This window comes from Dorea longicatena (genome assembly GCF_025150085.1).
GTDB classification, from domain to species: domain Bacteria; phylum Bacillota; class Clostridia; order Lachnospirales; family Lachnospiraceae; genus Dorea_A; species Dorea_A longicatena.
In genome coordinates this window covers 2281685-2304427 of the sequence record NZ_CP102280.1, presented here as the reverse complement: position 1 = coordinate 2304427, position 22743 = coordinate 2281685, and the positions used below count along the sequence as shown (strand labels likewise).

Sequence of the window (22743 nt, the reverse complement as noted above, 5' to 3'; positions counted from 1 at the left end):
AAGGAGAATGAGGAATGATTTTTTGTGTAGAAGATGACGGTAATATACGGGAACTGGTGGTGTATACCCTGGAAAGTACAGGGTTTCAGGCACGCGGATTCGAAGATGGAAGTTCATTCCTTGAAGCTCTGGCATTAGAGACGCCAGAGCTTGTTCTGCTTGATATCATGCTGCCGGGAGAAGACGGAATGGAGCTTTTGAGAAAGTTAAAAGCATCAAAGAAAACGAAAGACATTCCTGTTATTATGGTTACGGCAAAAGGTGCAGAATATGACAAAGTAAAAGGACTGGATGCCGGGGCTGATGACTATGTGACGAAACCTTTTGGTATGATGGAACTGATCTCACGTATCAAGGCGGTATTAAGACGCAGTGCGAAGGGAAGTGTATCCAGTGAAGATACATTTGAGATCGGAGAGATCCGGTTAGATCCAAAGAAACATGAAGTGACAGTTCATGGAGAGGTAGTGAATCTGACCCTGAAAGAATATGAATTACTGAAGCGCCTGATGAAGAATTCGAACATTGTGCTTACCAGAGACCAGCTTCTGGAGGATATCTGGGGTTATGATTTCGACGGGGAGACGAGAACCGTGGATGTGCATGTCAGAACCTTAAGACAGAAGCTCGGAGATGCAGGTGAACAGATTGAGACGGTCCGGGGAGTCGGATACCGTATGAGTAGGTAATAATATGAAACAAAGTATGAGAAAAAAGATCCAGAGCAGTATGATCCTTGTGATTGCGCTGACATTGATCATAGCCTATGCGATTACTACACTGGTCGTATATCGCCAGACGATCCATATCATGGAAGGCGAAGTCAGACAGGAGGCGGATTATATCAATGTAGCAATCGATACCTCCGGAGAATCTTATCTGAAGATAATGGATAAGGTGCATAAGGATACAAGAATTACACTGATCGATTCAGACGGAAATGTAAAATATGATTCCAAAGAAGATGAAGTAACGTTTCAGAATCATAAGAACCGTCCGGAAGTAAAAGAAGCATTAAAAACAGGAAGCGGACAGGACATTCGAGAGTCCAATACGCTGAATAAAGAGATGTTCTATTATGCAGTGAAATTGGAAAATGGAGATATCCTGCGTGTATCAAAGACGGTAGATACCGCATTCCGGACAGCGATGAAAGTATTTCCGGTGATGGGACTGATCGCAGTGATCATGCTTGCATTTGCAAGTGCACTTGTAAAATGGCAGGTAACGCGACTGATCCGTCCGATCAACAGACTGGATCTTGAGAATCCATTGGAGAATGACGTGTACGAAGAATTAACACCACTTTTACAGAGTATCGATAAGCAGAATAAAGAAAAAGATGCGGTTGCCAATATGAGAAAAGAATTCTCGGCAAACGTGTCGCATGAATTAAAGACTCCGCTTACATCTATTTCAGGTTATGCGGAGATTATGAAAAATGGATTGGTAAAACCGGAAGATATGACGGGGTTTGCAGAACGTATTTATAATGAAGCAAGCCGCCTGATCACGCTGGTAGAAGATATTATCAAGTTATCCAAACTGGATGAGGGCAATGTAGAGCTGGAAAAAGAAGAAGTAGATCTTTATAAGTTGACAAGAGAGATCTTGACCAGACTTTCGCCACAGGCAGCGAAGAGAAAAGTACATGTAGAGGTGACGGGAGAGCCGGTAGAATACGTGGGAATCCGCCAGATCCTGGATGAGATGATCTACAATATCTGTGAAAATGCGATCAAGTATAACAAAGAAGGCGGAAAGTTAACCGTCTGGGTAGGCAATACCCTGCAGGGCAAGAAAATCTGTGTCACAGATACCGGAATCGGAATACCGGAAAATGAAACGGATCGTATCTTCGAACGTTTCTATCGTGTAGATAAAAGCCATTCCAAAGAAACCGGCGGAACCGGCCTTGGACTGTCAATCGTAAAACACGGAGCCATGCTTCACGGAGCCAAGATCCATGTAGACAGTAAACTGGGCGAAGGAACGAAGATAGAGCTCATATTTTAATTGAGAAACTACAGACAGGTTATGAAATAAGAAGTAAAAAGATAGAATATAGCAGAAAAAGCGGATTCCAGGCCCAGCACACGGAATCCGTAACAAACTAAGCGCAAAAGATCATGTATATTATAATGAAAATAAAACATTTATCTATGCAGTGTCGTTAAAGGATGGAGAAGATACTATTTCTGTAACATTTGGTAAAGGAAAATATCAATTAAGCCATGTACAGGCATATCTCGGCAGTCTGCCGGAACGGTCAAAAACGTTATATCAGTCAGAAGTTCAGGTGGATAAAAAGCTGACGAAAGATAATGTGATACAGGGAACGATACAGGTAAAGAATGATGGCTGGTTCATTACATCCATCCCATATGACACACATTTTAAGATGTACATCGATGGAAAAGAGACGAAGATACAAAAGGTAAATACAGCATTTCTTGGATGTGAGATCGGAAGTGGGAAGCATGAAGTGAGGATCGTCTATCATGCACCGGGGGCAACAGCAGGAAAAGTATTTTCAATGATTGGAATAGTCGGATTCGTGTTATTACTTGTATTGTAATGACACGATGATATCTATATGCAGCAGCAGATTTGCGGAAAATCACTGCTGTATATTTGCATTTTATAAAAAAGAAGAGTATGATGTTAAATGTTTTTTTATACTTGAATAAGGAAGAAAAATGGAAACAGACAACAGGGTAAGACGAGGATGAGAACATGAAGATCATAGAAACATATGGAAATTATATAGAAAAATGGAGTAATGAGAATCCGGGCAGAGCCAGATGGCTTTTAAAGACCGGATGGAAGGCACAGAATCTGAAGTTCCGGTTCGCACCGGACAAAAGACTGATGTCGGCAGAGCAGTATCTGGCAAGGCTTATGATGGATACGATGATAAGACCGCTGGAACGTCCGGAAGAAAGTGCAATTGTCAGTATCTTTACTCCTTGTGAAATTTTACAGGAAGCAGGATTACATCCATACAATGTAGAAGGATTTTCCTGCTATCTTTCTGCATCTAAGGCAGAAAGAGCATTTTTACAGCAGGCGGAGAATACGGGCATATCCGAGACACTTTGCAGTTATCACAAGACATTTATCGGAGCGGCGCAGAAGAAAGTACTTCCGAAACCAAAGTGTATTGTATACACGAATTTGACCTGTGATGCAAATCTTCTGACATTTAAGAAGCTGGCAAAGATGTATGATGTACCGATCTTTGCTATCGATGTGCCGATGCAGCAGAACGAAGACAATGTACAGTATGTGGCAGACCAACTTCGTAAACTGAAAGACTTTATAGAAGAATGCACAGGCAAAAAGATTACAGATGAGACATTAACAGAACGACTGAGAAGAAGCAAGCGGACGCTGGAAAAATTCGCACAGTATGAAAAGGAAAGTGCGGACAGATATATTCCTGCAGACCTTGTTACGCCACTCTATGCAGGTATGACAAATAATCTGCTGTTGGGAACAGAAGAAGAGGAAACGTATGTGGACCGTCTCCTGAACGATGTGAAGAAGGCCCCGGCAAAAAAGGGAAAGAAGATTTACTGGATGCACACCATTCCGTTTTGGTCAGATGCGGTGAAGAATGAACTTTGCTTTCAGGAAAAAGCGCAGATCGTCGGATGTGAACTGAGCCGTGTCTGTGAGCCGGATTTTGATCCAGAGAAGCCTTATGAAGCGATGGCGAGACGTATGGTGTATCATGCATTAAATGGAAGTGCAATCAGAAGAATCGAAGCAGGAATCCGTCATGCAAAGGAGACAGGAGCAGACGGTGCTGTTTGGTTCGGACACTGGGGATGTAAGCATACCATTGGAGCAGCACAGCTTGCCAAGCGCAAATTCGAAGAACAGGGAATCCCGCTTCTGATCCTGGACGGCGACGGATGTGACAGAAGTCATGGCGGAGAAGGGCAGACATCTACCAGACTCGGGGCATTCTTAGAGATGCTGAATACAGAAACGGATGAAAATACGGACAGACAGGAGGAATTGCACGATGAATAAAACATATTATGTCTGTAAATATACCCCAATCGAACTCTTAGAAGCGTTCGGCGGGGAATGCCAGAACCTGAATGAGATGCCGCAGGGCTTTGACCATGCGGATCAGATAGCGCATCCGAACATCTGCGGATTCGGCAAGGCTCTTCTGGAAGCTGTGATGAGCGGAAAGGTAAAGGAACTGGTGCTGGTCAACTGTTGTGATACGATCCGGAGTGTCTATGATATTCTGGAAGACAGTGGAAAACTGGATTTCTTATATATGATCGATGTGCTTCATTGTGATGCAGAGTGCAGCAGAGAACGTACAGCAGTGCAGTTAAAAGGTCTTGCGAAAGCATATGGAGAATATAAAGGCACAACATTTGATGAAGAAAAGTTCCGTCAGGCATTCAAGAAGCCGGAACACATTGTAAAGCCGCATATCAGTGTGCTGGGTGCACGTATGGGAAATGAACTTTTCGATATGGTGCAGAAGAGTATGCCGTATCCGGTGGAAAATGATACCTGTGTCAACAACCGTTCGGTGGGCGAGACAGAGCCGCCAAAGGAATTGGAATTTGATGAACTGATGGTATGGTATGCGAAAGAACTTCTCGGACAGATTCCATGTATGCGTATGATGGATCACAGTGGAAGAAAGAGATTATACAATGACCCGGGATTAAAGGGGATTATTTATCATACCGTGAAATTCTGCGATTTTTACAGTTTTGAATACGCACAGATCAAACAGAATGTGACCGTACCACTTTTGAAGATCGAATCGGATTATACCGTACAGAGCAGCGGACAGCTTCTGACAAGATTAGAAGCATTTGCAGAGAGCATGAATATGGACGAACTGGAAGGGAAGGAACTGAAGATGGGAAAAGGATATTTCGCCGGAATAGACAGCGGATCAACAAGTACAGACGTAGTAATTCTTGATAAAGACCAAAATATCGTGACAGGGATCATCCTGCCGACAGGTGCAGGAGCAGCGATCGGAGCAGAGCGTGCGCTGGAGGAAGCGCTGAAAGATGCGGGACTTCAAAGAGGAGACATCGATGCAATGGTTACAACCGGATACGGAAGAACGGCTATTTCAGATGGTGATAAGAGTATTACGGAGATTACCTGTCATGCAAGAGGGGCACATTTCCTGAACCCGGAAGTCCGTACCGTTATTGATATCGGAGGACAGGATAGTAAGGTCATCCGCCTGGATGAAAATGGAGCCGTTGCCAACTTCGTCATGAATGATAAATGTGCAGCCGGAACCGGAAGATTCCTGGAGATGATGGCAAGAACCATGGAAATGAGTCTGGACGATATGGGAAAGGCAGGTCTGTCATATAAGGAAGATATTACAATCTCCAGCATGTGTACCGTATTTGCAGAATCGGAAGTGGTATCACTGATCGCACAGAATAAGGCAACCGATGATATCGTACATGGACTGAATAAGGCTGTTGCGTCCAAGACAGCAGCACTGGCAAAACGTGTCGGCGGCGAGGAACGCTATATGATGACCGGAGGAGTGTCAAAGAACCAGGGACTGGTGAAGACACTGGAAGAGAAGCTTGGAACGACACTGGTGATCAGCGATAAGGCACAGCTTTGTGGAGCACTGGGAGCTGCATTATTTGCTAAGGATATGGTTACAGAGTAAGCGTTCTTAGCAAGATCTTAACAGTAGAAAAATAGATAGGATTGAAATTCTGTGATAATATAAAGAATATATTGAATAGTCAGAAAATTGTAGAATAATTAACACAGAAAGGCATGAATATTTATTGAATTTATATCGGACAAAATTATCAGAGAAATTAAAAGAGTCATTGGAAGCGGTGGTACCGATCATCGCGATCGTATTGATATTAAGCTTTACGATCGCACCGGTGCCGCCGGGCATTCTGATGGCTTTTATTATTGGAGCAATCCTTCTGATAGTAGGAATGATGTTCTTTACACTGGGGGCAGAGATGTCGATGACACCGATGGGAGAGAGGATCGGAACCCGGATCGCACAGTCAAAAAGGCTGCCGGTGATCATCGGGTTGTGTTTTGTACTTGGATTTATCATCACAATATCGGAACCGGATCTGCAGGTGCTGGCCGGGCAGGTACCTTCGGTATCAAATATGACACTGATTCTGGCGGTTGCCGTGGGAGTCGGAATTTTTCTGGTGGCCGCTGTATTGCGTATGTTATTTTCAAAACCGCTGTCCTATATGCTGTTGATCTTTTATCCGGTGGTGTTCATCCTGACTTTTTTTGTATCAAAGGATTTTCTGGCGATTGCATTTGATTCGGGTGGTGTGACAACCGGACCGATGACGGTACCGTTTATCATGGCACTGGGAATCGGATTCTCTGCGGTACGTAGTGATAAATACGCAGAGACGGACAGCTTCGGTCTGGTATCGTTGTGTTCGATCGGCCCGGTGCTGGCGGTACTGCTTCTTGGTATTATCTATCATCCACAAGGTGGCAGCTATTCCGAGACTGTAATACCGGATGCAGAGACATCTGTAGCATTATGGAAATTATTCGAGTCCGGAATCCCACATTATATGAAGGAAATCGGTGGCTCACTGCTTCCGATCATTCTGTTCTTCACATTCTTTCAGGTGGTATCCCTGAAATTAAAAAAGAAAACGCTGATCAAAAATTTGGTCGGTATCCTGTATACATACATTGGACTGGTATTATTCCTGACAGGGGTAAATGTAGGATTTATGCCGGTAGGTAATTATCTGGGACAGGTGATCGCAGGGCTTCCTTACCGCTGGGTGATCATCCCGATCGGTATGCTGATCGGTTACTTTATCGTAAAGGCAGAGCCGGCGGTATATGTGCTGATGGAGCAGGTAGAAGAGTTGACCTCTGGAGCAATACCGGGAAAAGCAATGGGATATAGCCTGTCGCTTGGCGTTGCATTTTCCCTTGGATTGGCGATGATACGTGTGCTGACAGGTATCTCGATCCTGTGGTTTCTGGTACCGGGGTATGCACTGGCACTAATCTTGACGTTATTCGTGCCGAAGATATTTACGGCGATCGCATTTGACTCCGGCGGTGTTGCATCCGGACCGATGACGGCAACCTTCTTACTTCCGTTTGCACAGGGAGCCTGTGAAGCCGTTGGCGGAAATGTAGTAACCGATGCATTCGGAGTCGTGGCAATGGTAGCAATGACACCGCTTATCACGATACAGATCCTGGGTGTGGTGTATCAGTATCAGGAGCGTAAGAAGAATAAAGAAGAGATGCTCGCAGAGCCGGTCAAAGTACTGCCATTGGAGGCATATGGGGATGCGGATATCATAGAGTTGTAAGGGAGAATTCATGAGCAAGGTATATATGATGGTGACCATCACGAACAGAAACAAACGAAAAGATTTCCAGACATTTTTTAAAGAGTACGGACTTCCTGTATTTCTGGAAACGATCGGAAGGGGGACGGCACAGAGTGAAGTGCTGGATTATTTCGGTCTGGAAGAATCGGAAAAGTTGTTATTTCTTGCAATCGTAACAGGAGAGACGTGGAAAAAGCTGCGCAGGGGACTGATCACGAAGATGCTGATCGATGTACCGGGGACAGGGGTATCGTTCATTGTGTCGCTTAGCAGCGTGGGCGGAAGAAAGACACTGCAGTTTCTTGTAAATGAACAGGAATTTGAAAAAGAGGAGGAGACTTCGATGAAAGATACAGATTATGAACTTCTGGTAGCAATCGCAAATCAGGGATATATCGACACGGTCATGGATGCGGCAAGGTCAGCAAAGGCCGGAGGCGGAACTGTGATCCATGCAAAAGGAACCGGGATGGAACTTGCAAAAAAGTATCTCGGGGTGTCACTGGTGGAAGAAAAAGAAGTCATTCTGATCGTAACGAAGAGCAGAGAGAAGAATCAGATCATGAAAGCAATCATGGAGCAGGCCGGTCTCGACAGCAAAGAACGTACGATAGTGTTCTCGCTGCCGGTGACCAGTGTTGCGGGGATACGAATGCTGGAGGAAGATATTCAGGATGATTTGTTATAGGTTGCCTGAAAATTTTATGGAATTCAGTATTTTATACAAATCTTTTTTTAATACATCATTTTCAATATCTTGCACTGCATTGAAACTTCGGACGCCTACTCCGATAATATAATCACCATTTTGAATATATGCCTGTTCAAAAGCAATCGTTTTTTGTTCCTTTTTGAATCCAAGGGCATGTAAAAGATATGATACAGGATTCTGGGATGGAGAGATGAATTCTTCAACCGGATCATATGGCCAGTACACTGTAACTTCATTGCAGGTATGCCCATCTACTGTAAATGTGTCGTTTAAGGTTATCTTTTTAATCACAGAATCCTTGGAAACATTTAACAGGTAGTCCATATCAATGTCGCAATCGTCAGTGATTGATACACCTTGCTTTTTATAAGAGATAATCTCAAGAGTAAATACTTCTTCATCTAAGTCATCAGAGGATAAATTAATTGTGTATGAAGCTTCGTTTTTATCTGTACAATTCTCTGTATCGATATGGTATCCATCTGGAACGGTATAGGTCAGAAGCTGATTGATATTTTCACCGGTGTAATTTACCGGTGTTTCCTGTGAGGTTTTGTCAGTTTTGGAACTGCCGCAAGAGGCTGAGACTATCATGATAAGTGAAATCATAATGAAACTTGTAAAAAGATATTTTCCTTTCATAGTAACCACCGCTTTCTTTGAAACATTCTTTTTGGGAAACGAGAGAAAATGATAAGCTATATAAGGGTTTTGTTGATAATTTATTATAGCATATAACTTTTAAACAAGCATTAAATTTTGCTGAAAAAAGAAACGACGAACGCCACAAACCTTCCGGCTCGTGGCGTTCGTTGTCGTTATAGTTATCTAAAGGAATGAGAGTAAAGTGTTGCACCGAATTCCCGGTGTGCTACTTTATGAGGGGGAGATAGCTGATTTTGTCTCTCTCAACTATCTGAGTTTATTATAAAAAACAAATATGTCTAAAGTATGTTAAATTCCTTAAAGAAATCGGAAAAATCTTAAGAAGAGCTTAAGAGCTTATAAAGAGAATGAAAACCGAAAAAAACAGTTGACTTTTTCCTTGAAATCGAATATTATATATAGAATCTCTTTGCACTGAATATATCCAATAAGGATAAGGGATAGCAGTACAAACTGATCAGGCTACATTCATTTTCAAAAAGATGATGTTAAGAAAATGGTGTGCATGCCGGGCCGGTCAATTACCGGCAGCAGATGAGACGATGATTCATACATCTGTGGGACAGTAAGTAAAAAGTTCCACAGGTGTATTTTTTTGCAAAAAAGCAGTCTTGTAAATAGAATACGGAGGAACAGTAGTCTTACCTTAGGTGCCATAGGAGACATGACATTATTAAAAATGGAGGTTATCTTATGACAAGTCAAAAACAACAATTAAATGAACAGAAAATGATCAATCATTTATCAACCGTGGGAATTCTTGGAAATGTCATTCTGACAGCGTTCAAACTGCTGGCAGGAATTATCGGACATTCGGGAGCCATGATATCCGATGCGGTTCATTCATTATCGGATGTGTTTGCCACATTCATTGCATTTCTCGGGGTAAAATTATCTAAGAAATCGGCGGACAGCGAACATCCATACGGTCATGACAGATTGGAATGTGTAGCATCGATGGTGCTTGCAGCCATTCTTCTTGCAACGGGTATTGGTATTGGAATGAGTGGTGTGAAGACGATCATAGCCGGTGATTACAGTCATTTGCAGGCACCGGGAACAATCGCACTTGTGGCAGCTATCGTGTCGATTCTTACAAAAGAGGGGATGTTCTGGTATACCAGACATTATGCGAAGATTCTAGATTCCGCAGCATTCATGGCAGATGCATGGCATCACAGATCAGATGCATTTTCTTCCGTTGGTTCACTGATTGGTATAGGTGGTGCAATGTTTGGATTTCCTGTGCTGGATCCGCTGGCAAGTGTAGTTATCTGTATTTTTATCCTGAAAGTAGCATTTGATATTTTCAAAGATGCACTGGATAAGATGCTGGATACTTCATGCAGTGAAGAATATGAAGAGAAACTGGCAGACTATATCAGAAAGAGCCGGGGAGTAGAAAGACTGGATCTGTTAAGAACGAGAATGTTCGGCAACAAGGTGTATATCGATGCAGAGATTGCAGTAGATGGAACACTTTCGTTGAAAGATGCGCATGCAATTGCAGAGGATGTGCACGACAATGTAGAAAAGAAGTTTCCGAATACAAAGCATATTATGATTCATGTAAATCCGGCATAATGGAAAAAAATACCGCAGCTTTCAAATTTTGAAAAAGCTGTGGTATTTTTTCTTTGTTGGTGTTGTCTGAAAAATTTAATCCTGTTAATGAAAGTACGGTTGCGTTTGTGCTATGAGTTATAACCTTTTACGTATACAAAGCTGTCTGTATCATTGTCACGCTGCATTGTATAGTGATGATTGAGCATGGCTTCGATAAGTTCCTGTCCTTGGTTTTCTACGGCGACCAGAGTCATATCTAATGCATCTTCCAGTTCCTGTACCGTCATATCATCCAGAAATACCTGTTCTCCGCTTCTTAACATATTGCATGTGATAAGAAGGGTGTCACCAAGATCGGTGCCGGAGGCTTTCTTTTCCAGAAGCTGGGCTTTGAGATCCTGACCGGTGATCAGACCGGATACGGTAACAGTCTCGCCAAAGAAATCATTGCGGATCGCAAATACATTGATCTTAATATATGGGAATGCTTTCATGATCTCCTCTGCGAATCCGGCAAGGGTACTGTAGGCAAGCTTGCCTGTTGCAATGGTAAGTGTACGGCAGGTCTCATTTTTCCAGGTCTCATAGTTGTCATTCTGCTTCAGTGCTTCCAGAGCGTCATGGAATTCTGTCTTTAAAAGACGCATCATGCCAACTCCGTTTTCCAGCTGGATATATCCATCATAGCGTTCTTCTTCCGGAAAATCACGTTCGGCAAGAATATACCATTCATCACTTGCCTGTATGAAGTGCAGACCATATTCTTCATAGAATTTTGGCTGATAGCTTTCAATCATATCAATGACTTCACCGGCTTCTTCTTTTGAAAAGAGTTCCAGCGGATAGAGACCTTCACGGTATTTTGTAAGTCCGGCAGGTACAACGGATACACTTCTCATAAAAGGAAGATAGCTGGAAAGATCCTCAATGGAACGTTTTAATTCATCTTTGTCATTTACGCCTTTACATAATACGATCTGACCGTTCATCTCAATATGTGCTTCATACAGATCCTGCAGAAATTTTAGCTTTTCTCCGGCAAAACGGTTATGCAGCATCTTACAGCGGAGCTCCGGATTGGTTGTCTGTACAGAGATATTGATCGGTGCGAGCTGCATATGGATGATGCGGTCAATATCTGCCTGCTTCATATTTGTCATGGTGATATAATTTCCCTGCAGAAATGAAAGACGGGAGTCATCATCCTTAAAATACAGAGTCTCACGCATGCCCGGAGGCATCTGGTCGATGAAGCAGAACATACATTTATTACTGCAGGAGCGGTATTCACTCATCAGTCCATTCTCGAATTCAACTCCAAGTTCATCGTCGTACTCTTTATCGATTTCCAAAAGCCATTCTTCCCCGGAAGGCTTGCGGATCAGGACTTCGACATATTCATCTTTCATCAGATAACGATAATCAAAGACATCCTCAATTTTCTGTCCGTTTATTTTTAACAGTACATCGCCGGGTTCGATTTCCAGTTCTTCAGCAATAGAACCCGGATAGACGGTCTGTATCAGGTGTTCCTGTTCCTTTTTTCTCACAAATATATTCCTCCGTATAAACATTTACCCATATAGACAAAATGATAGCTTATTCTCAGTCTGAGTGCAAGGTAAGAATTATAAAATCAGAACGTAATTTTTGGATAAATTGATGAAAAAAGAGGAATTGACGGGATTCATTTTTCTACGGGATGTGAAAAAATGTGATTTCTGACAAATATACGATTGTAATCAAACGTTTAACGTGACATAATAAAAAAGAAAAGGTTAAGAATATTTTAAAAGAATGTTAAGTAAGCGTAAAATAAGCTGACAACAAAGGAGAAAATTATGGAAATATTTTCTATGGTATTGTCATTGTTAAGTGGAGTTGCTTTGTTTCTGTTCGGAATGTCCCTTATGGGAGATGGGCTGAAACAGGTTGCCGGTAATAAACTGGAAGCATTCCTTTACAAAATGACAAACACACCGCTCAAAGGAGTAGCACTTGGAACAGGAGTGACCAGTGTCATTCAGTCATCTTCCGCAACAACCGTTATGGTCATCGGTTTTGTTAACTCCGGTATGATGAAACTGAAACAGGCGATCGGTATCATCATGGGAGCCAATATCGGTACCAGTATCACCGGATGGATCTTATGTCTTTCCTATATTGAAGGATCGAATGGTATTGCAAAGATTTTATCTTCTGCAACGATAGCGGCTGTCGTGGCGGTAATTGGTACGATCATGCGGATGATCTGTAAAAGAACGACACACAAGAACATCGGTAATATCATGCTTGGTTTTGCAATTCTGATGACAGGCATGCAGACAATGAGTGGTGCGGTTACACCATTAAGAGAGAGTAAAGTATTTATTGATATGCTGACGATGTTCTCGAATCCAATCGCAGGTATCCTGGTAGGTATTGCATTTACGGCCGTCCTGCAGAGCGCATCTGCTACCGTTGGTGTATTGCAGGCTTTATCGGTAACAGGAATCCTTACATTTTCCAGTGCATTTCCGATTATTCTTGGTATCGGTGTAGGAGCATCCTGTCCGGTACTGGTCTCAGCGATCGGAGCAAATAAGAATGGTAAGAGAACCGCACTTGTGTATTTATTAAATGATACCTTCGGAATGTTGATCTGGTCGATCGGATTCTATACGATCAGTGCATTTGTCCATTTTGATTTTCTGGATAATATTATGTCGCCGGTATCGATTGCCCTGTTGAACACCGTGTTCCGTCTGGTAACGGTATGTATTCTGTTTCCGTTTATTAATAAACTTGAGAAGCTGGTATGCTGGCTGGTAAAAGACAGCGCAGAAGAACTGGAAGACGAAGCGGATTTCGATCTTCTGGAAGAACGTCTTCTGGATTATCCGGCACTGGCAATCGGACAGTGTCACAGAGCAATGAGTGGCATGGCGAAGAAGCTTCGTAAGAATGTCAACCGTGCAATGAACCTTCTGAATGAGTATCAGCAGAGCAAGTTTGACAAGGTTCAGAGAAAAGAAGACCTGATCGACAAATATGAAAGCCGCCTGGGCGATTATCTGATCAAGCTGACAAAGCATGAGATGAATACAGCACAGACAAGACAGGTTTCACTTTATCTGCATACGATCAATGACTTTGAACGTATCGGAGATCATGCTTCTTATATTGCATATATGTCCAGTGATATGCATGAGAATAAGACACAGTTCTCAGAAGATGCATGGGACGAACTGAATGTTGTTATGGAAGCAGTACGTGAAGAAATCAATCTTACATGCAAGGCATTCCTTGAGAATGATAAAGAGATGGCGCAGAGAGTAGCACCGCTTGGTATGGTTATTACAACACTTTGTGATGAACTGAAGATGCGTCATGTGGAACGTATGAGCAGTGGTGGATGTGGTCTGGAAGAAGGAACTGTATTTACGGATATCCTGAACAGTTTTAACCGTATTGCAGCTCACTGTGCAAGTGCGATGGTTGCACTTATGAACAGTGACAAAGAGAATATGGATACACATATCCATGATTCGAAGGTATATCCTTCTGACAGTTCTGAATATAAAACATATCTGAATGAATATAATCAGAAATATGAGATTAAAAAAGACGGGGAACATATGAGAAGTATGGAACCGGAAGAGGTTGAGTAGGATTTCATAAAAGGGCCGCTTATATGCGGCCCCTTTTCTATATTACTGGTTATTTAGCGATTCCTGTATGCTCTTGGTGACATCTGATATTCTTTTTTGAACAGCCGGTTAAAATAGGACAGGTTATTGAATCCTGTGCGTTCCGAGATGGACAGGATGCTGTCATCTTCCGTGAGCAGAAGCCTGGCGGCAATGGTAAGCCGGTAGCCATTCAGATAGCTGGTGAATGTTGTGTGCAGATGCTGCTTGAAGAATTTCATAAAATGAGATTCGGAAAAGCCCAGATAATCAGCGGTACTTTGAACGGTAATCGGTTCTGTATAATGTGATTCAATGTAGGACACGATCTGTTTTACCTTATCCAGAGATTTATCCCGGTTGAAAGTGACCGGTGTTCCCTGAGAAGAGAATAACAGGTAAAAGAAATGAAACAGATGCCCTTTTACCGATAATTCGTAATAATCAGGTCTTTTGCTGCAGAGATCATCGATCGCATCAATACAGGAAGAAAGTGCTTCATGGAAGAAACAGGTATCGTCAAAGAGCCATGGAAGTTCATATTCCAGTGAAAAATATGGCTGGAAATATCCAACTGTCCGGGGATCGGAATCCGCAGAATATAAAAGACTGGTCTGGAACAGGATATTTTCATATTCCATACAGTCTTTCCCATGTTGGGAGATGGAGTGAAGCTGGCCCGGACGGACAAGGACGATGTCGCCGGCTTTTACAACTCTGGGCTTGGTATCAACAGAAATGATGCCGCAGCCTTTTTTTATTACAATGATCTCCACGTCGTTATGCCAGTGAAGCGGAACCTGTGTGAAGTCCAGCGGGATGGAGCACAGATAGGTATTGTATGGAAACTGGATGCTGACGTGTTTTTTAGTTTCATGGAGGTTTTCATAGGTAAGTGTGTTCATGGATGTGTATAAGTCCTTTCTGAAGTAATTGGGATGATCAAAAAGTTGTATATTTGATAGTATTGTATTACTTTTTACTACTATGATGCAAGAGATAAAATGTATAATCCTATTATAATATCAGTGTAAAACAAAAGAAAACTGATGAAACAAAGATTCAGATCAATATTAAAAACAATCATGCGACAGCACACATTCAGGAGGTTAATTATGAATTTCTCAGAAAAGTTACAGCAGACACTTGGCAAAGCAATCAAAGATGCATCGAATGAAGAGATTTACGCAGCACTTCTTAACACAGTAAAAGAAGCTGCAGCAGATAAAGGAAGAAATATTTCCGAAAAAGGAAGAAAAGTATATTATATATCAGCAGAATTCCTGATCGGAAAACTGTTATCCAACAACCTGATCAACCTTGGCGTATACGATGAAGTAAGAGAGCTTCTTGCAGCAAATGGAAAAGACATCTGCGAGATCGAAGAAGTAGAACCGGAACCGTCACTTGGTAACGGCGGACTTGGAAGACTGGCAGCATGCTTCTTAGATTCCATTGCAACACTCGGTCTGGAAGGAGACGGAATCGGACTGAACTATCACCTTGGACTGTTCAAACAGGTATTTGAAAATCACAAACAGAAAGAGACTCCAAACCCATGGATCCAGAATACAAGCTGGCTTACTGATACAGGAATCGGATTCGATGTACCATTCAAAGATTTCAGCCTGCATTCAAAATTATACGATATCGATGTAACCGGATATGAAAATGGAACCAACAAACTTCACTTATTCGATATCGAATCTGTAAATGAAAATATCGTAGGCGACGGAATCTCATTTGACAAGAATGATATCCGTGAGAACCTGACGCTGTTTCTCTATCCGGACGACAGTGACAAACAGGGCGAACTGCTTCGTATCTATCAGCAGTATTTCATGGTAAGTAATGGTGCACAGTTCATTTTAAAAGAATGTGAAGAAAAGGGCTATTCACTGGAAGAACTTGATAAACACGTTGTAATCCAGATCAACGATACACATCCGTCTATGGTAATTCCGGAGCTGATCCGTCTTTTGACAGCAAGAGGAATCTCTATGGATAAAGCAATCGAGATCGTGACAAATACTTGTGCATACACGAACCATACGATCCTTGCAGAAGCACTGGAGAAATGGCCGATCGACTATCTGGAGGCGGTTGTTCCGCACTTAATGCCGATCATCCGTGAACTGGCAGCAAGAGTGGCAGCAAAATATGATAACAAAGATGTGCAGATCATCGACGAGTGGAACCGTGTACACATGGCAAGAATGGATATGCATTACGGATTCAGTGTCAATGGTGTTGCAGCACTTCACACAGAGATCCTGAAAAATGTAGAATTGAAGCCATTCTATGACATTTATCCGGAGAAATTCAACAATAAGACCAATGGTATCACATTCAGAAGATGGCTGATGCACTGTGATAAGAAACTGGTAGAATGGATGGATAAATACGGAGTCAGTGAGTTCCGTAAAGATGCTTCCAAACTGGAAGGACTTCTTGCACAGATCGATAACGAAGAAGCACTGAACGAGCTTCTGGATGTTAAGCAGCAGAATAAAACAGCATTAAAAGAATATCTGGAAAAAGAATCCGGAGTTGTACTGAACGACAACGCAATCTTCGATATTCAGATCAAACGTCTCCATGAGTATAAGAGACAGCAGATGAATGTCCTGTATATCATTTACAAATATCTGGACATCAAAGCCGGAAATAAACCAAAGAGACCGATTACAATGATCTTCGGTGCCAAGGCAGCACCTGCTTACATTATTGCAAAGGACATTATTCATGTAATCCTGTGCTTACAGGAACTGCTCAAGAATGATCCGGAAGTGGCACCGTACCTGCAGGTTGTTATGGTAGAGAACTACAATGTGACAATGGCAGAGAAACTGATCCCGGCATGCGAAGTATCTGAGCAGATTTCACTGGCATCTAAGGAAGCAAGTGGAACAGGTAACATGAAGTTCATGTTGAACGGTGCTGTAACGCTTGGAACAGAGGACGGTGCAAATGTAGAGATCCATCAGCTTGTCGGGGACGAGAATATCTATATCTTCGGAGAGAGCAGCGACCAGGTAATCGAGCACTATGCAAAATCAGACTATGTGGCAGCAGATTACTATATCAATGACAAAGACATCCGTAAGTGGGTAGACTTCATTATCAGCCCTGAGATGCTGAAAATCGGTGATGTGCGTACACTTCTTGAGATTCACGCAGAACTGATCCAGAAAGACTGGTTCATGACACTTCTGGATGTAAAAGATTACATTCAGACAAAAGAAAGAGTATTTGCAGATTACGAAGACCGTATGACATGGGCAAAGAGGATGATCGTGAACATTGCAAAAGCAGGATTCTTCTCATCAGATCGTACGATCGCCGAGTATAACAGAGATATCTGGCATGTATAAAATGTGTGCAAGGGAATAAGCCGCACAAAAACAATCGGAAAATGAATGCAGGTATCTTTCTGGTGGCAACGCAGGGAAATATCCATGCATTATCCATTTCACCGAAAGGCCTGATCATGGGAATGCTGCTGGCGATTACGACCTGTTTCTACGGAGTACTTCCGGGACCGCTTCTTAAGAAATATCCGGCCGAGTCAGTATGCGCATGGGCGATGCTGATCGGCGGAGGCGTGCTGGCGGTATTCTTAAGACCGTGGAGAATTGAGGCACATCTGGATATGATTGTGATTGTAGGATTCCTGACAATCGTAATCGTGGGAACAATCTTACCGTTCTGTCTGTATCTGGCAGCAGTAAAATACGCAGGAAGTGTATATGCAGGATTATTATCAAGCGTGGAGCCGGTAGCGGCAACGATCGTGGCGGCGATCTTTTTAGGAACTGCATTCCCGGCAATAGATATTCTGGGATTTGCACTGGTATTATCTACACTTTTCATTTTGAATATCAATTCGAAATAAATACAGGAAATAAATACAGATAGTAAAAAAGGATGCATCAATTTGCATCCTTTTTTGAGAGAATAATGAATGAGGCTTTTCTTTTCGATATGCCACTTCATTAATTATAATAACACATTTAAAGTGAATGTATAGACCCGACAGGGTTCCTTAACACATTCTTAGCAATCGTATATATAAAAGGGTACCCGGCAGATAGAGCAGTAAATTACACTTCATTCTCATCTTCGCACATACGATAACCGACACCGACTTCGGTAAATAAAAACTGTGGCTGTGATGGATTCCGTTCTATTTTGCGGCGTATATTGGCCATATTTACACGCAGAATACGATTATTGTTGTCGGTAAAAGGTCCCCATACATTTGCCATTACAGAAGCATAGGTCATAACCTTTCCGGAATTGCGCGCAAGGTAGGCAACAATTTTGTATTCTACAGGTGTCAGATGTATCTCCTCGCCGTCCAGAGTCAGCATTCTTTTTTCGAAATCAAGTATAAGTCCCTGACATTTGTAAGGACGGATATAAAGAGGCGAGTTTGATGCCATACGGTTGCTGTGACGTAAAGAAGTACGGATTCTGGCAAGCAGTTCCGAAGTTCCGAATGGCTTGGTGATATAGTCATCGGCACCAAGATCCAGAGCGGCCACCTTATCATGTTCTCCGGTTCTTGCTGAAATGACGATGATCGGGCAACTGGTCCATTCGCGGACAGAAGCTATGATATCATTTCCATCCATGTCCGGAAGTCCAAGGTCCAAAAGGATCAGATCCGGACATTGTGAATTGATAATGGACAATCCGGCCTTCCCGGAAGTGACGGTAGTTGTTTTATATCCATTGGCCTTTAATGTTCTGGACATGAAGTCCAGAATATTTTTTTCATCTTCTATGATCAAAATAGAATAGCTGTCATTCATGATTAAGTATCCTCCTTTGGTAATGTAAATAGAAATTCAGCGCCATCTGCATGATTATGTGCGGCAATTTTTCCGCCATGTGCCTGGACAATAGTGTTGCAGATAGAAAGACCGATTCCCATGCCACGGTGGGTATCCGATGTACGTGGGGCTGTATATTCGCCTTTTAAAATCAGTGGGATGGTCTGTTCGTCAATACCCTTTCCATAATCTATGATATGAAAGGTAACGGTATCCGGGTTTTCTGTAATACGAAGGTCGATAGGCCTGTCGCTTTCGGAATGAACAAAAGCATTTTCCATCAGATTCATTAGAACCTGTTCGATAAGAAGCGGATCCATCGGAATGATCAGGACATCTTCCGGAGCGCTTACGTGAATTTCAATATCCGGAAGCCGCCGCTTTAATCGGATGATTGCTTCGGAAACGACTTCTTCTACGACTTCGTCCTCTTTTTTAACAGTTCCGGTATCATCCTGAATTCTTGTGACAGACAGAAGATTTTCGACCATATTCAAAAGCCAGTGTGAATCTTCGTTAATAGACGATACAAGACTTTGCTTTTCCGGATCAGTCAGATTCTGATAATTTTCTATAAAAGAATCCGAAGAGCCTATAATAGAAGTAAGCGGTGTACGAAGATCATGAGAGATTGCCCGCAGAAGATTGGCACGTATCCGTTCTTTGTCTGCCTCATTGATCGCACGCTCTCTTTCCAGAATCATTTTGTCCTGTTTCTTTAACTGTGTTGTCAATGTGGATACGATCAGTGAAATGGAAAGCAGAAATACAAATGTGACAGGGTATCCGCTGATCTGAAAATTAACTTTAAAATAAGGATATGTAAAGCACCAGTTGATGAATATAACACAAAACAAAGCAGAAATAATACCAAAAACATATCCACTGGTAATTCTGGCAATGATAATAAGAGCAAGAATATAAATAAGTGCAATATTGGCAGGATCGCTTCTGGTAATATGAAAAAATGAGAAAGCCAGAACCGTTGCCAGTGTCAGGATACAGATAGTAGAAAGAATATTATAGCATAAAGTCTTAGGGTCAGATGAATTGTCGGTTTTTGCTGTTTTTTTCAATGTTGCTCCTTTCTCCGAAAGCCGGTCAGATATTCTTTTCATATTGTTAGATTATAACACAAAAAAAGAAAATCGGAATACTGGAAAAATTGTATTAAAAATAATGCGTAAATTCTAAAAGTTTGTGCGTTAATGTGGTAAAAAATGTGATATTATGTGACGAGGAGGAATGAACTATGAAATGTACAAGAAATGTAACAGATCACGTGATCTGGGTGGGCGCAAATGACAGAAGATTAAACTTATTCGAGAATTTATTCCCGATTCCAAGAGGGGTATCCTATAATGCATATCTGATTAAAGATGAGAAGAATGCCCTGATGGATACAGTAGATGCATCCGCATCCGAACAATTTATTGAAAATGTAGCTTATGCATTAAACGGCGGGAAATTAGATTACCTTGTCGTACAGCATATGGAACCGGATCATTGTGCCAATATCCAGAGAATTCTGGAGTTATATCCAGAGACAAAAGTAGTTGGAAATGTAAAAACCATGCAGATGATCAGCCAGTTCTTTGATGCAGATCTGGAAGGCAGACAGGTTGTGGTAAAAGAAGGCGACACGCTGGAACTTGGAAATCATACCCTTCATTTTGTGATGGCACCGATGGTACACTGGCCGGAGGTTATGGTATCTTATGAAGATTCGGAGAAGATCCTGTTCTCTGCAGACGCATTCGGAACATTTGGCGCATTGAACGGCAATCTGTTCAACGACGAGGTTGATTTCGAAAAGGACTGGATCGATGATGCAAGAAGATACTTCACGAATATCGTAGGAAAATATGGCATGCAGGTACAGGCACTTCTGAAAAAAGCAGCAGGGCTGGATATTCAGATGATCTGCCCGCTTCACGGACCGGTATGGAGAAATAATCTGAATTACTTTATTGAGAAACACGATAAGTGGAGCAAATACGAGCCGGAAGACCAGGCTGTTGCCATTATCTATGGTTCTATTTACGGAAATACAGAGCAGGCAGCAGATGCACTGGCAGTAAAGCTTGGTGCAAAAGGTGTAAAAAATATTGCAGTTTATGATGCATCCAAGACAGATGTATCAGAACTGATCGCCGAGATTTTCCGTGTCAGCCATGTGGTGATCGCATGCCCGACATACAACGGAGGCATCTATCCACCGATTGAAAATCTGCTGGCGCACATGAAGGCACTGGCTGTACAGAACAGAACGGTTGCTGTTATGGATAACGGAACCTGGGCTGCAACAGCAGGAAAGCAGATCGTAAAACAGTTAGAAGAGATGAAAAATATGACGGTACTCGATCAGAAACTGTCGATCAAATCTACATTAAAAGCGGATCAGGAAGATAACTTAGATGCATTTGCACAGCAGATCATAGATGCTATGTAAATGCATATAAGAAGCAGTGAAGAACAATAGAATGCAGATGTCATGATATGAAAGACGTGTATTGAGTGGAGGTCGATAGAATGAACAATTACACAAGAGAAGATATATTGAGAATGGTAGAAGAAGAGGATGTAGGATTTATCCGGCTGCAGTTTACGGATATTTTCGGAACCATGAAAAATATCGCGATAACCACAAGCCAGCTGGAAAAAGCACTGGATAATGAAATCATGTTTGATGGATCATCTATAGAAGGTTTTGCAAGAGTAGAAGAGTCGGATATGTATCTGTATCCGAATCTGAATACATTTGAGATATTTCCATGGAGACCGCAGCAGGGAAAAGTTGCCAGACTGATCTGTGATGTGTATAAACCAGATGGAACGCCTTATGAAAGTGATCCGAGATATATCCTGAAAAAAGTAATGGAAGATGCGAAAGAGATGGGATACGAATTTAATGTCGGACCTGAGCTGGAATTCTTCCTGTTCCATACAGATGATGACGGATTGCCGACCACGCTGTCACATGAAAGTGCCGGATATTTTGATCTCGGGCCTCTGGACCTTGGTGAGAATGCAAGACGTGATATGGTGTTGACGCTGGAAGATATGGGATTTGAGATTGAATCTTCCCATCATGAGGCGGCTCCGGCGCAGCATGAGATAGATTTCCGTTATGATGAGGCGCTGACGACCGCAGATAATATTATGACATTTAAACTTGTAGTTAAGACGATCGCAAAACGTCATGGGTTACATGCAACATTTATGCCAAAACCGAAATTCGGGATCAATGGTTCTGGTATGCACCTGAACATGTCTATTAGCAGAGACGGAATCAATGTATTCCAGGATGCCAGTGATGAATATGGACTTAGCAAAGAAGCATATTGCTTTATCGGCGGAATTATGAAACACATGAAGGCACTGACTTTTATCACGAATCCAAGTGTTAACTCGTACAAGCGCCTGATCCCTGGATTTGAAGCTCCGGTATATATTGCATGGTCTGCAAAGAACCGTACACCTCTGATCCGTATTCCGGGAACACGAGGGGAGTATACAAGAGTCGAACTTCGTAACCCGGATCCGTCGGCTAACCCATATCTTGCACTGGCGGTATGCCTGGCAGCAGGACTGGACGGAATCAAGGAAGGAACGATGCCGCCGAAGGCAGTAAACCGTAATGTATATGAGATGACAGATGAAGAGCGCAAGATTTTCGGAATTGAAAAATTGCCGGGAAGTTTAATAGAGGCAGCAAAAGAATTTCAGAAGGATACATTTATCCAGGAGATATTAGGAGAAGACCTATCAAGAAAATATATAGAAGCTAAGGCATCTGAGTATCAGGATTACAGAATCCAGATTACAGACTGGGAACTTGAAAAATACCTGCACTTACTGTAATACAGATTTTGCACAAAAAGGAACGGGCAAAAGAGTATCTGACAGGA

General features: G+C 42.2%; 18 protein-coding genes and 1 riboswitch. Of the genes, 13 read left to right on the top strand and 5 right to left on the bottom strand.

Annotated features, from left to right (window positions below; genetic code table 11):
• Positions 1 to 14: 14 nt before the first annotated feature.
• From NQ508_RS10970 to NQ508_RS10940, 7 genes are all read left to right on the top strand, one after another.
• The gene (locus NQ508_RS10970) at positions 15 to 689 is read left to right on the top strand and encodes a response regulator (RefSeq protein WP_006428416.1); all 675 of its coding nucleotides are present in this window, start codon (positions 15 to 17) and stop codon (positions 687 to 689) included.
• Positions 690 to 705: 16 nt separating this feature from the next.
• Positions 706 to 2016: a sensor histidine kinase gene (locus tag NQ508_RS10965; RefSeq protein ID WP_044920470.1), complete on the top strand. Its 1311-nt coding sequence runs from the start codon at positions 706 to 708 to the stop codon at positions 2014 to 2016.
• Positions 2017 to 2080: 64 nt separating this feature from the next.
• A complete protein-coding gene (locus tag NQ508_RS10960; protein ID WP_080543149.1) occupies positions 2081 to 2578 on the top strand; it encodes a YfhO family protein in 498 nt (165 codons plus the stop codon).
• 158 nt (positions 2579 to 2736) lie between these two features.
• Positions 2737 to 4041, top strand: coding sequence for a 2-hydroxyacyl-CoA dehydratase subunit D (locus tag NQ508_RS10955; protein ID WP_006428419.1), 1305 nt, complete (start codon positions 2737 to 2739; stop codon positions 4039 to 4041).
• Positions 4034 to 5692 carry an acyl-CoA dehydratase activase gene (locus NQ508_RS10950; protein ID WP_006428420.1) on the top strand — a complete coding sequence of 553 codons (1659 nt, stop codon included), beginning with the start codon at positions 4034 to 4036 and terminating at the stop codon, positions 5690 to 5692. Before NQ508_RS10955 ends, NQ508_RS10950 begins: the two co-directional genes overlap by 8 nt.
• 124 nt (positions 5693 to 5816) lie before the next feature.
• Positions 5817 to 7361, top strand: a complete 1545-nt coding sequence (locus NQ508_RS10945; RefSeq protein WP_044920380.1) for a DUF1538 domain-containing protein — start codon at positions 5817 to 5819, stop codon at positions 7359 to 7361.
• A gap of 10 nt (positions 7362 to 7371) precedes the next feature.
• On the top strand, positions 7372 to 8070 hold the full coding sequence (locus NQ508_RS10940) for a P-II family nitrogen regulator (RefSeq protein ID WP_006428422.1): 699 nt from the start codon (positions 7372 to 7374) through the stop codon (positions 8068 to 8070).
• On the opposite strand, the gene NQ508_RS10935 is transcribed toward NQ508_RS10940, so the two are convergent.
• Positions 8065 to 8736 carry a hypothetical protein gene (locus NQ508_RS10935; RefSeq protein WP_006428423.1) on the bottom strand — a complete coding sequence of 224 codons (672 nt, stop codon included), beginning with the start codon at positions 8734 to 8736 and terminating at the stop codon, positions 8065 to 8067. The genes NQ508_RS10940 and NQ508_RS10935 overlap by 6 nt on opposite strands.
• 467 nt (positions 8737 to 9203) lie before the next feature.
• A riboswitch (NiCo riboswitch) is annotated at positions 9204 to 9328 on the top strand.
• A 125-nt stretch (positions 9329 to 9453) separates the two neighbouring features.
• Between NQ508_RS10935 and NQ508_RS10930 the strand changes: the two genes are divergently transcribed.
• Positions 9454 to 10344 carry a cation diffusion facilitator family transporter gene (locus tag NQ508_RS10930; RefSeq protein WP_006428424.1) on the top strand — a complete coding sequence of 297 codons (891 nt, stop codon included), beginning with the start codon at positions 9454 to 9456 and terminating at the stop codon, positions 10342 to 10344.
• A gap of 110 nt (positions 10345 to 10454) precedes the next feature.
• On the opposite strand, the gene NQ508_RS10925 is transcribed toward NQ508_RS10930, so the two are convergent.
• Complete coding sequence (locus NQ508_RS10925; protein ID WP_172674940.1) at positions 10455 to 11876, bottom strand: DUF512 domain-containing protein; 1422 nt, start codon at positions 11874 to 11876, stop codon at positions 10455 to 10457.
• Positions 11877 to 12167: 291 nt separating this feature from the next.
• On the opposite strand from NQ508_RS10925, the gene NQ508_RS10920 reads away from it, so the two are divergent.
• Positions 12168 to 13976 (top strand): Na/Pi cotransporter family protein, encoded by a 1809-nt coding sequence (locus tag NQ508_RS10920; RefSeq protein ID WP_006428426.1) that lies wholly within the window; start codon positions 12168 to 12170, stop codon positions 13974 to 13976.
• Between the two features lie 53 nt (positions 13977 to 14029).
• Here NQ508_RS10920 and NQ508_RS10915 read toward each other — a convergent pair whose 3' ends face one another.
• The gene (locus NQ508_RS10915) at positions 14030 to 14899 is read right to left on the bottom strand and encodes an AraC family transcriptional regulator (protein ID WP_044920383.1); all 870 of its coding nucleotides are present in this window, start codon (positions 14897 to 14899) and stop codon (positions 14030 to 14032) included.
• Positions 14900 to 15109: 210 nt separating this feature from the next.
• Between NQ508_RS10915 and NQ508_RS10910 the strand changes: the two genes are divergently transcribed.
• Both NQ508_RS10910 and NQ508_RS10905 read left to right on the top strand, forming a co-directional pair.
• On the top strand, positions 15110 to 17368 hold the full coding sequence (locus tag NQ508_RS10910) for a glycogen/starch/alpha-glucan phosphorylase (protein WP_006428429.1): 2259 nt from the start codon (positions 15110 to 15112) through the stop codon (positions 17366 to 17368).
• A 41-nt stretch (positions 17369 to 17409) separates the two neighbouring features.
• Positions 17410 to 17889 carry an EamA family transporter gene (locus NQ508_RS10905; RefSeq protein ID WP_006428430.1) on the top strand — a complete coding sequence of 160 codons (480 nt, stop codon included), beginning with the start codon at positions 17410 to 17412 and terminating at the stop codon, positions 17887 to 17889.
• Between the two features lie 208 nt (positions 17890 to 18097).
• Here the strand turns inward: NQ508_RS10905 and NQ508_RS10900 are convergent, their stop codons facing one another.
• Together NQ508_RS10900 and NQ508_RS10895 are read right to left on the bottom strand one after the other, a co-directional pair.
• Positions 18098 to 18811 (bottom strand): response regulator, encoded by a 714-nt coding sequence (locus NQ508_RS10900; protein ID WP_006428431.1) that lies wholly within the window; start codon positions 18809 to 18811, stop codon positions 18098 to 18100.
• A 2-nt stretch (positions 18812 to 18813) separates the two neighbouring features.
• Positions 18814 to 19950, bottom strand: coding sequence for a sensor histidine kinase (locus NQ508_RS10895; protein ID WP_006428432.1), 1137 nt, complete (start codon positions 19948 to 19950; stop codon positions 18814 to 18816).
• Between the two features lie 134 nt (positions 19951 to 20084).
• Here NQ508_RS10895 and NQ508_RS10890 point away from each other — a divergent pair, with 134 nt between their 5' ends.
• Both NQ508_RS10890 and glnA read left to right on the top strand, forming a co-directional pair.
• Positions 20085 to 21284 carry an FprA family A-type flavoprotein gene (locus NQ508_RS10890; protein ID WP_006428433.1) on the top strand — a complete coding sequence of 400 codons (1200 nt, stop codon included), beginning with the start codon at positions 20085 to 20087 and terminating at the stop codon, positions 21282 to 21284.
• Positions 21285 to 21364: 80 nt separating this feature from the next.
• Positions 21365 to 22696: a type I glutamate--ammonia ligase gene (glnA, locus tag NQ508_RS10885; protein ID WP_006428434.1), complete on the top strand. Its 1332-nt coding sequence runs from the start codon at positions 21365 to 21367 to the stop codon at positions 22694 to 22696.
• Positions 22697 to 22743 lie beyond the last annotated feature (47 nt).

Bases quoted from the DNA above. Each gene is read 5' to 3' on its own strand.
- NQ508_RS10935 (WP_006428423.1), bottom strand. From the start codon at position 8,736: ATGAAAGGAAAATATCTTTTTACAAGTTTCATTATGATTTCACTTATC.
- NQ508_RS10970 (WP_006428416.1), top strand. From the start codon at position 15: ATGATTTTTTGTGTAGAAGATGACGGTAATATACGGGAACTGGTGGTG.
- glnA (WP_006428434.1), top strand. From the start codon at position 21,365: ATGAACAATTACACAAGAGAAGATATATTGAGAATGGTAGAAGAAGAG.
- NQ508_RS10920 (WP_006428426.1), top strand. From the start codon at position 12,168: ATGGAAATATTTTCTATGGTATTGTCATTGTTAAGTGGAGTTGCTTTG.
- NQ508_RS10965 (WP_044920470.1), top strand. From the start codon at position 706: ATGAGAAAAAAGATCCAGAGCAGTATGATCCTTGTGATTGCGCTGACA.
- NQ508_RS10895 (WP_006428432.1), bottom strand. From the start codon at position 19,950: ATGAAAAGAATATCTGACCGGCTTTCGGAGAAAGGAGCAACATTGAAA.
- NQ508_RS10910 (WP_006428429.1), top strand. From the start codon at position 15,110: ATGAATTTCTCAGAAAAGTTACAGCAGACACTTGGCAAAGCAATCAAA.
- NQ508_RS10915 (WP_044920383.1), bottom strand. From the start codon at position 14,899: ATGAACACACTTACCTATGAAAACCTCCATGAAACTAAAAAACACGTC.
- NQ508_RS10930 (WP_006428424.1), top strand. From the start codon at position 9,454: ATGACAAGTCAAAAACAACAATTAAATGAACAGAAAATGATCAATCAT.
- NQ508_RS10905 (WP_006428430.1), top strand. From the start codon at position 17,410: ATGAATGCAGGTATCTTTCTGGTGGCAACGCAGGGAAATATCCATGCA.
- NQ508_RS10950 (WP_006428420.1), top strand. From the start codon at position 4,034: ATGAATAAAACATATTATGTCTGTAAATATACCCCAATCGAACTCTTA.
- NQ508_RS10940 (WP_006428422.1), top strand. From the start codon at position 7,372: ATGAGCAAGGTATATATGATGGTGACCATCACGAACAGAAACAAACGA.
- NQ508_RS10955 (WP_006428419.1), top strand. From the start codon at position 2,737: ATGAAGATCATAGAAACATATGGAAATTATATAGAAAAATGGAGTAAT.
- NQ508_RS10900 (WP_006428431.1), bottom strand. From the start codon at position 18,811: ATGAATGACAGCTATTCTATTTTGATCATAGAAGATGAAAAAAATATT.
- NQ508_RS10890 (WP_006428433.1), top strand. From the start codon at position 20,085: ATGAAATGTACAAGAAATGTAACAGATCACGTGATCTGGGTGGGCGCA.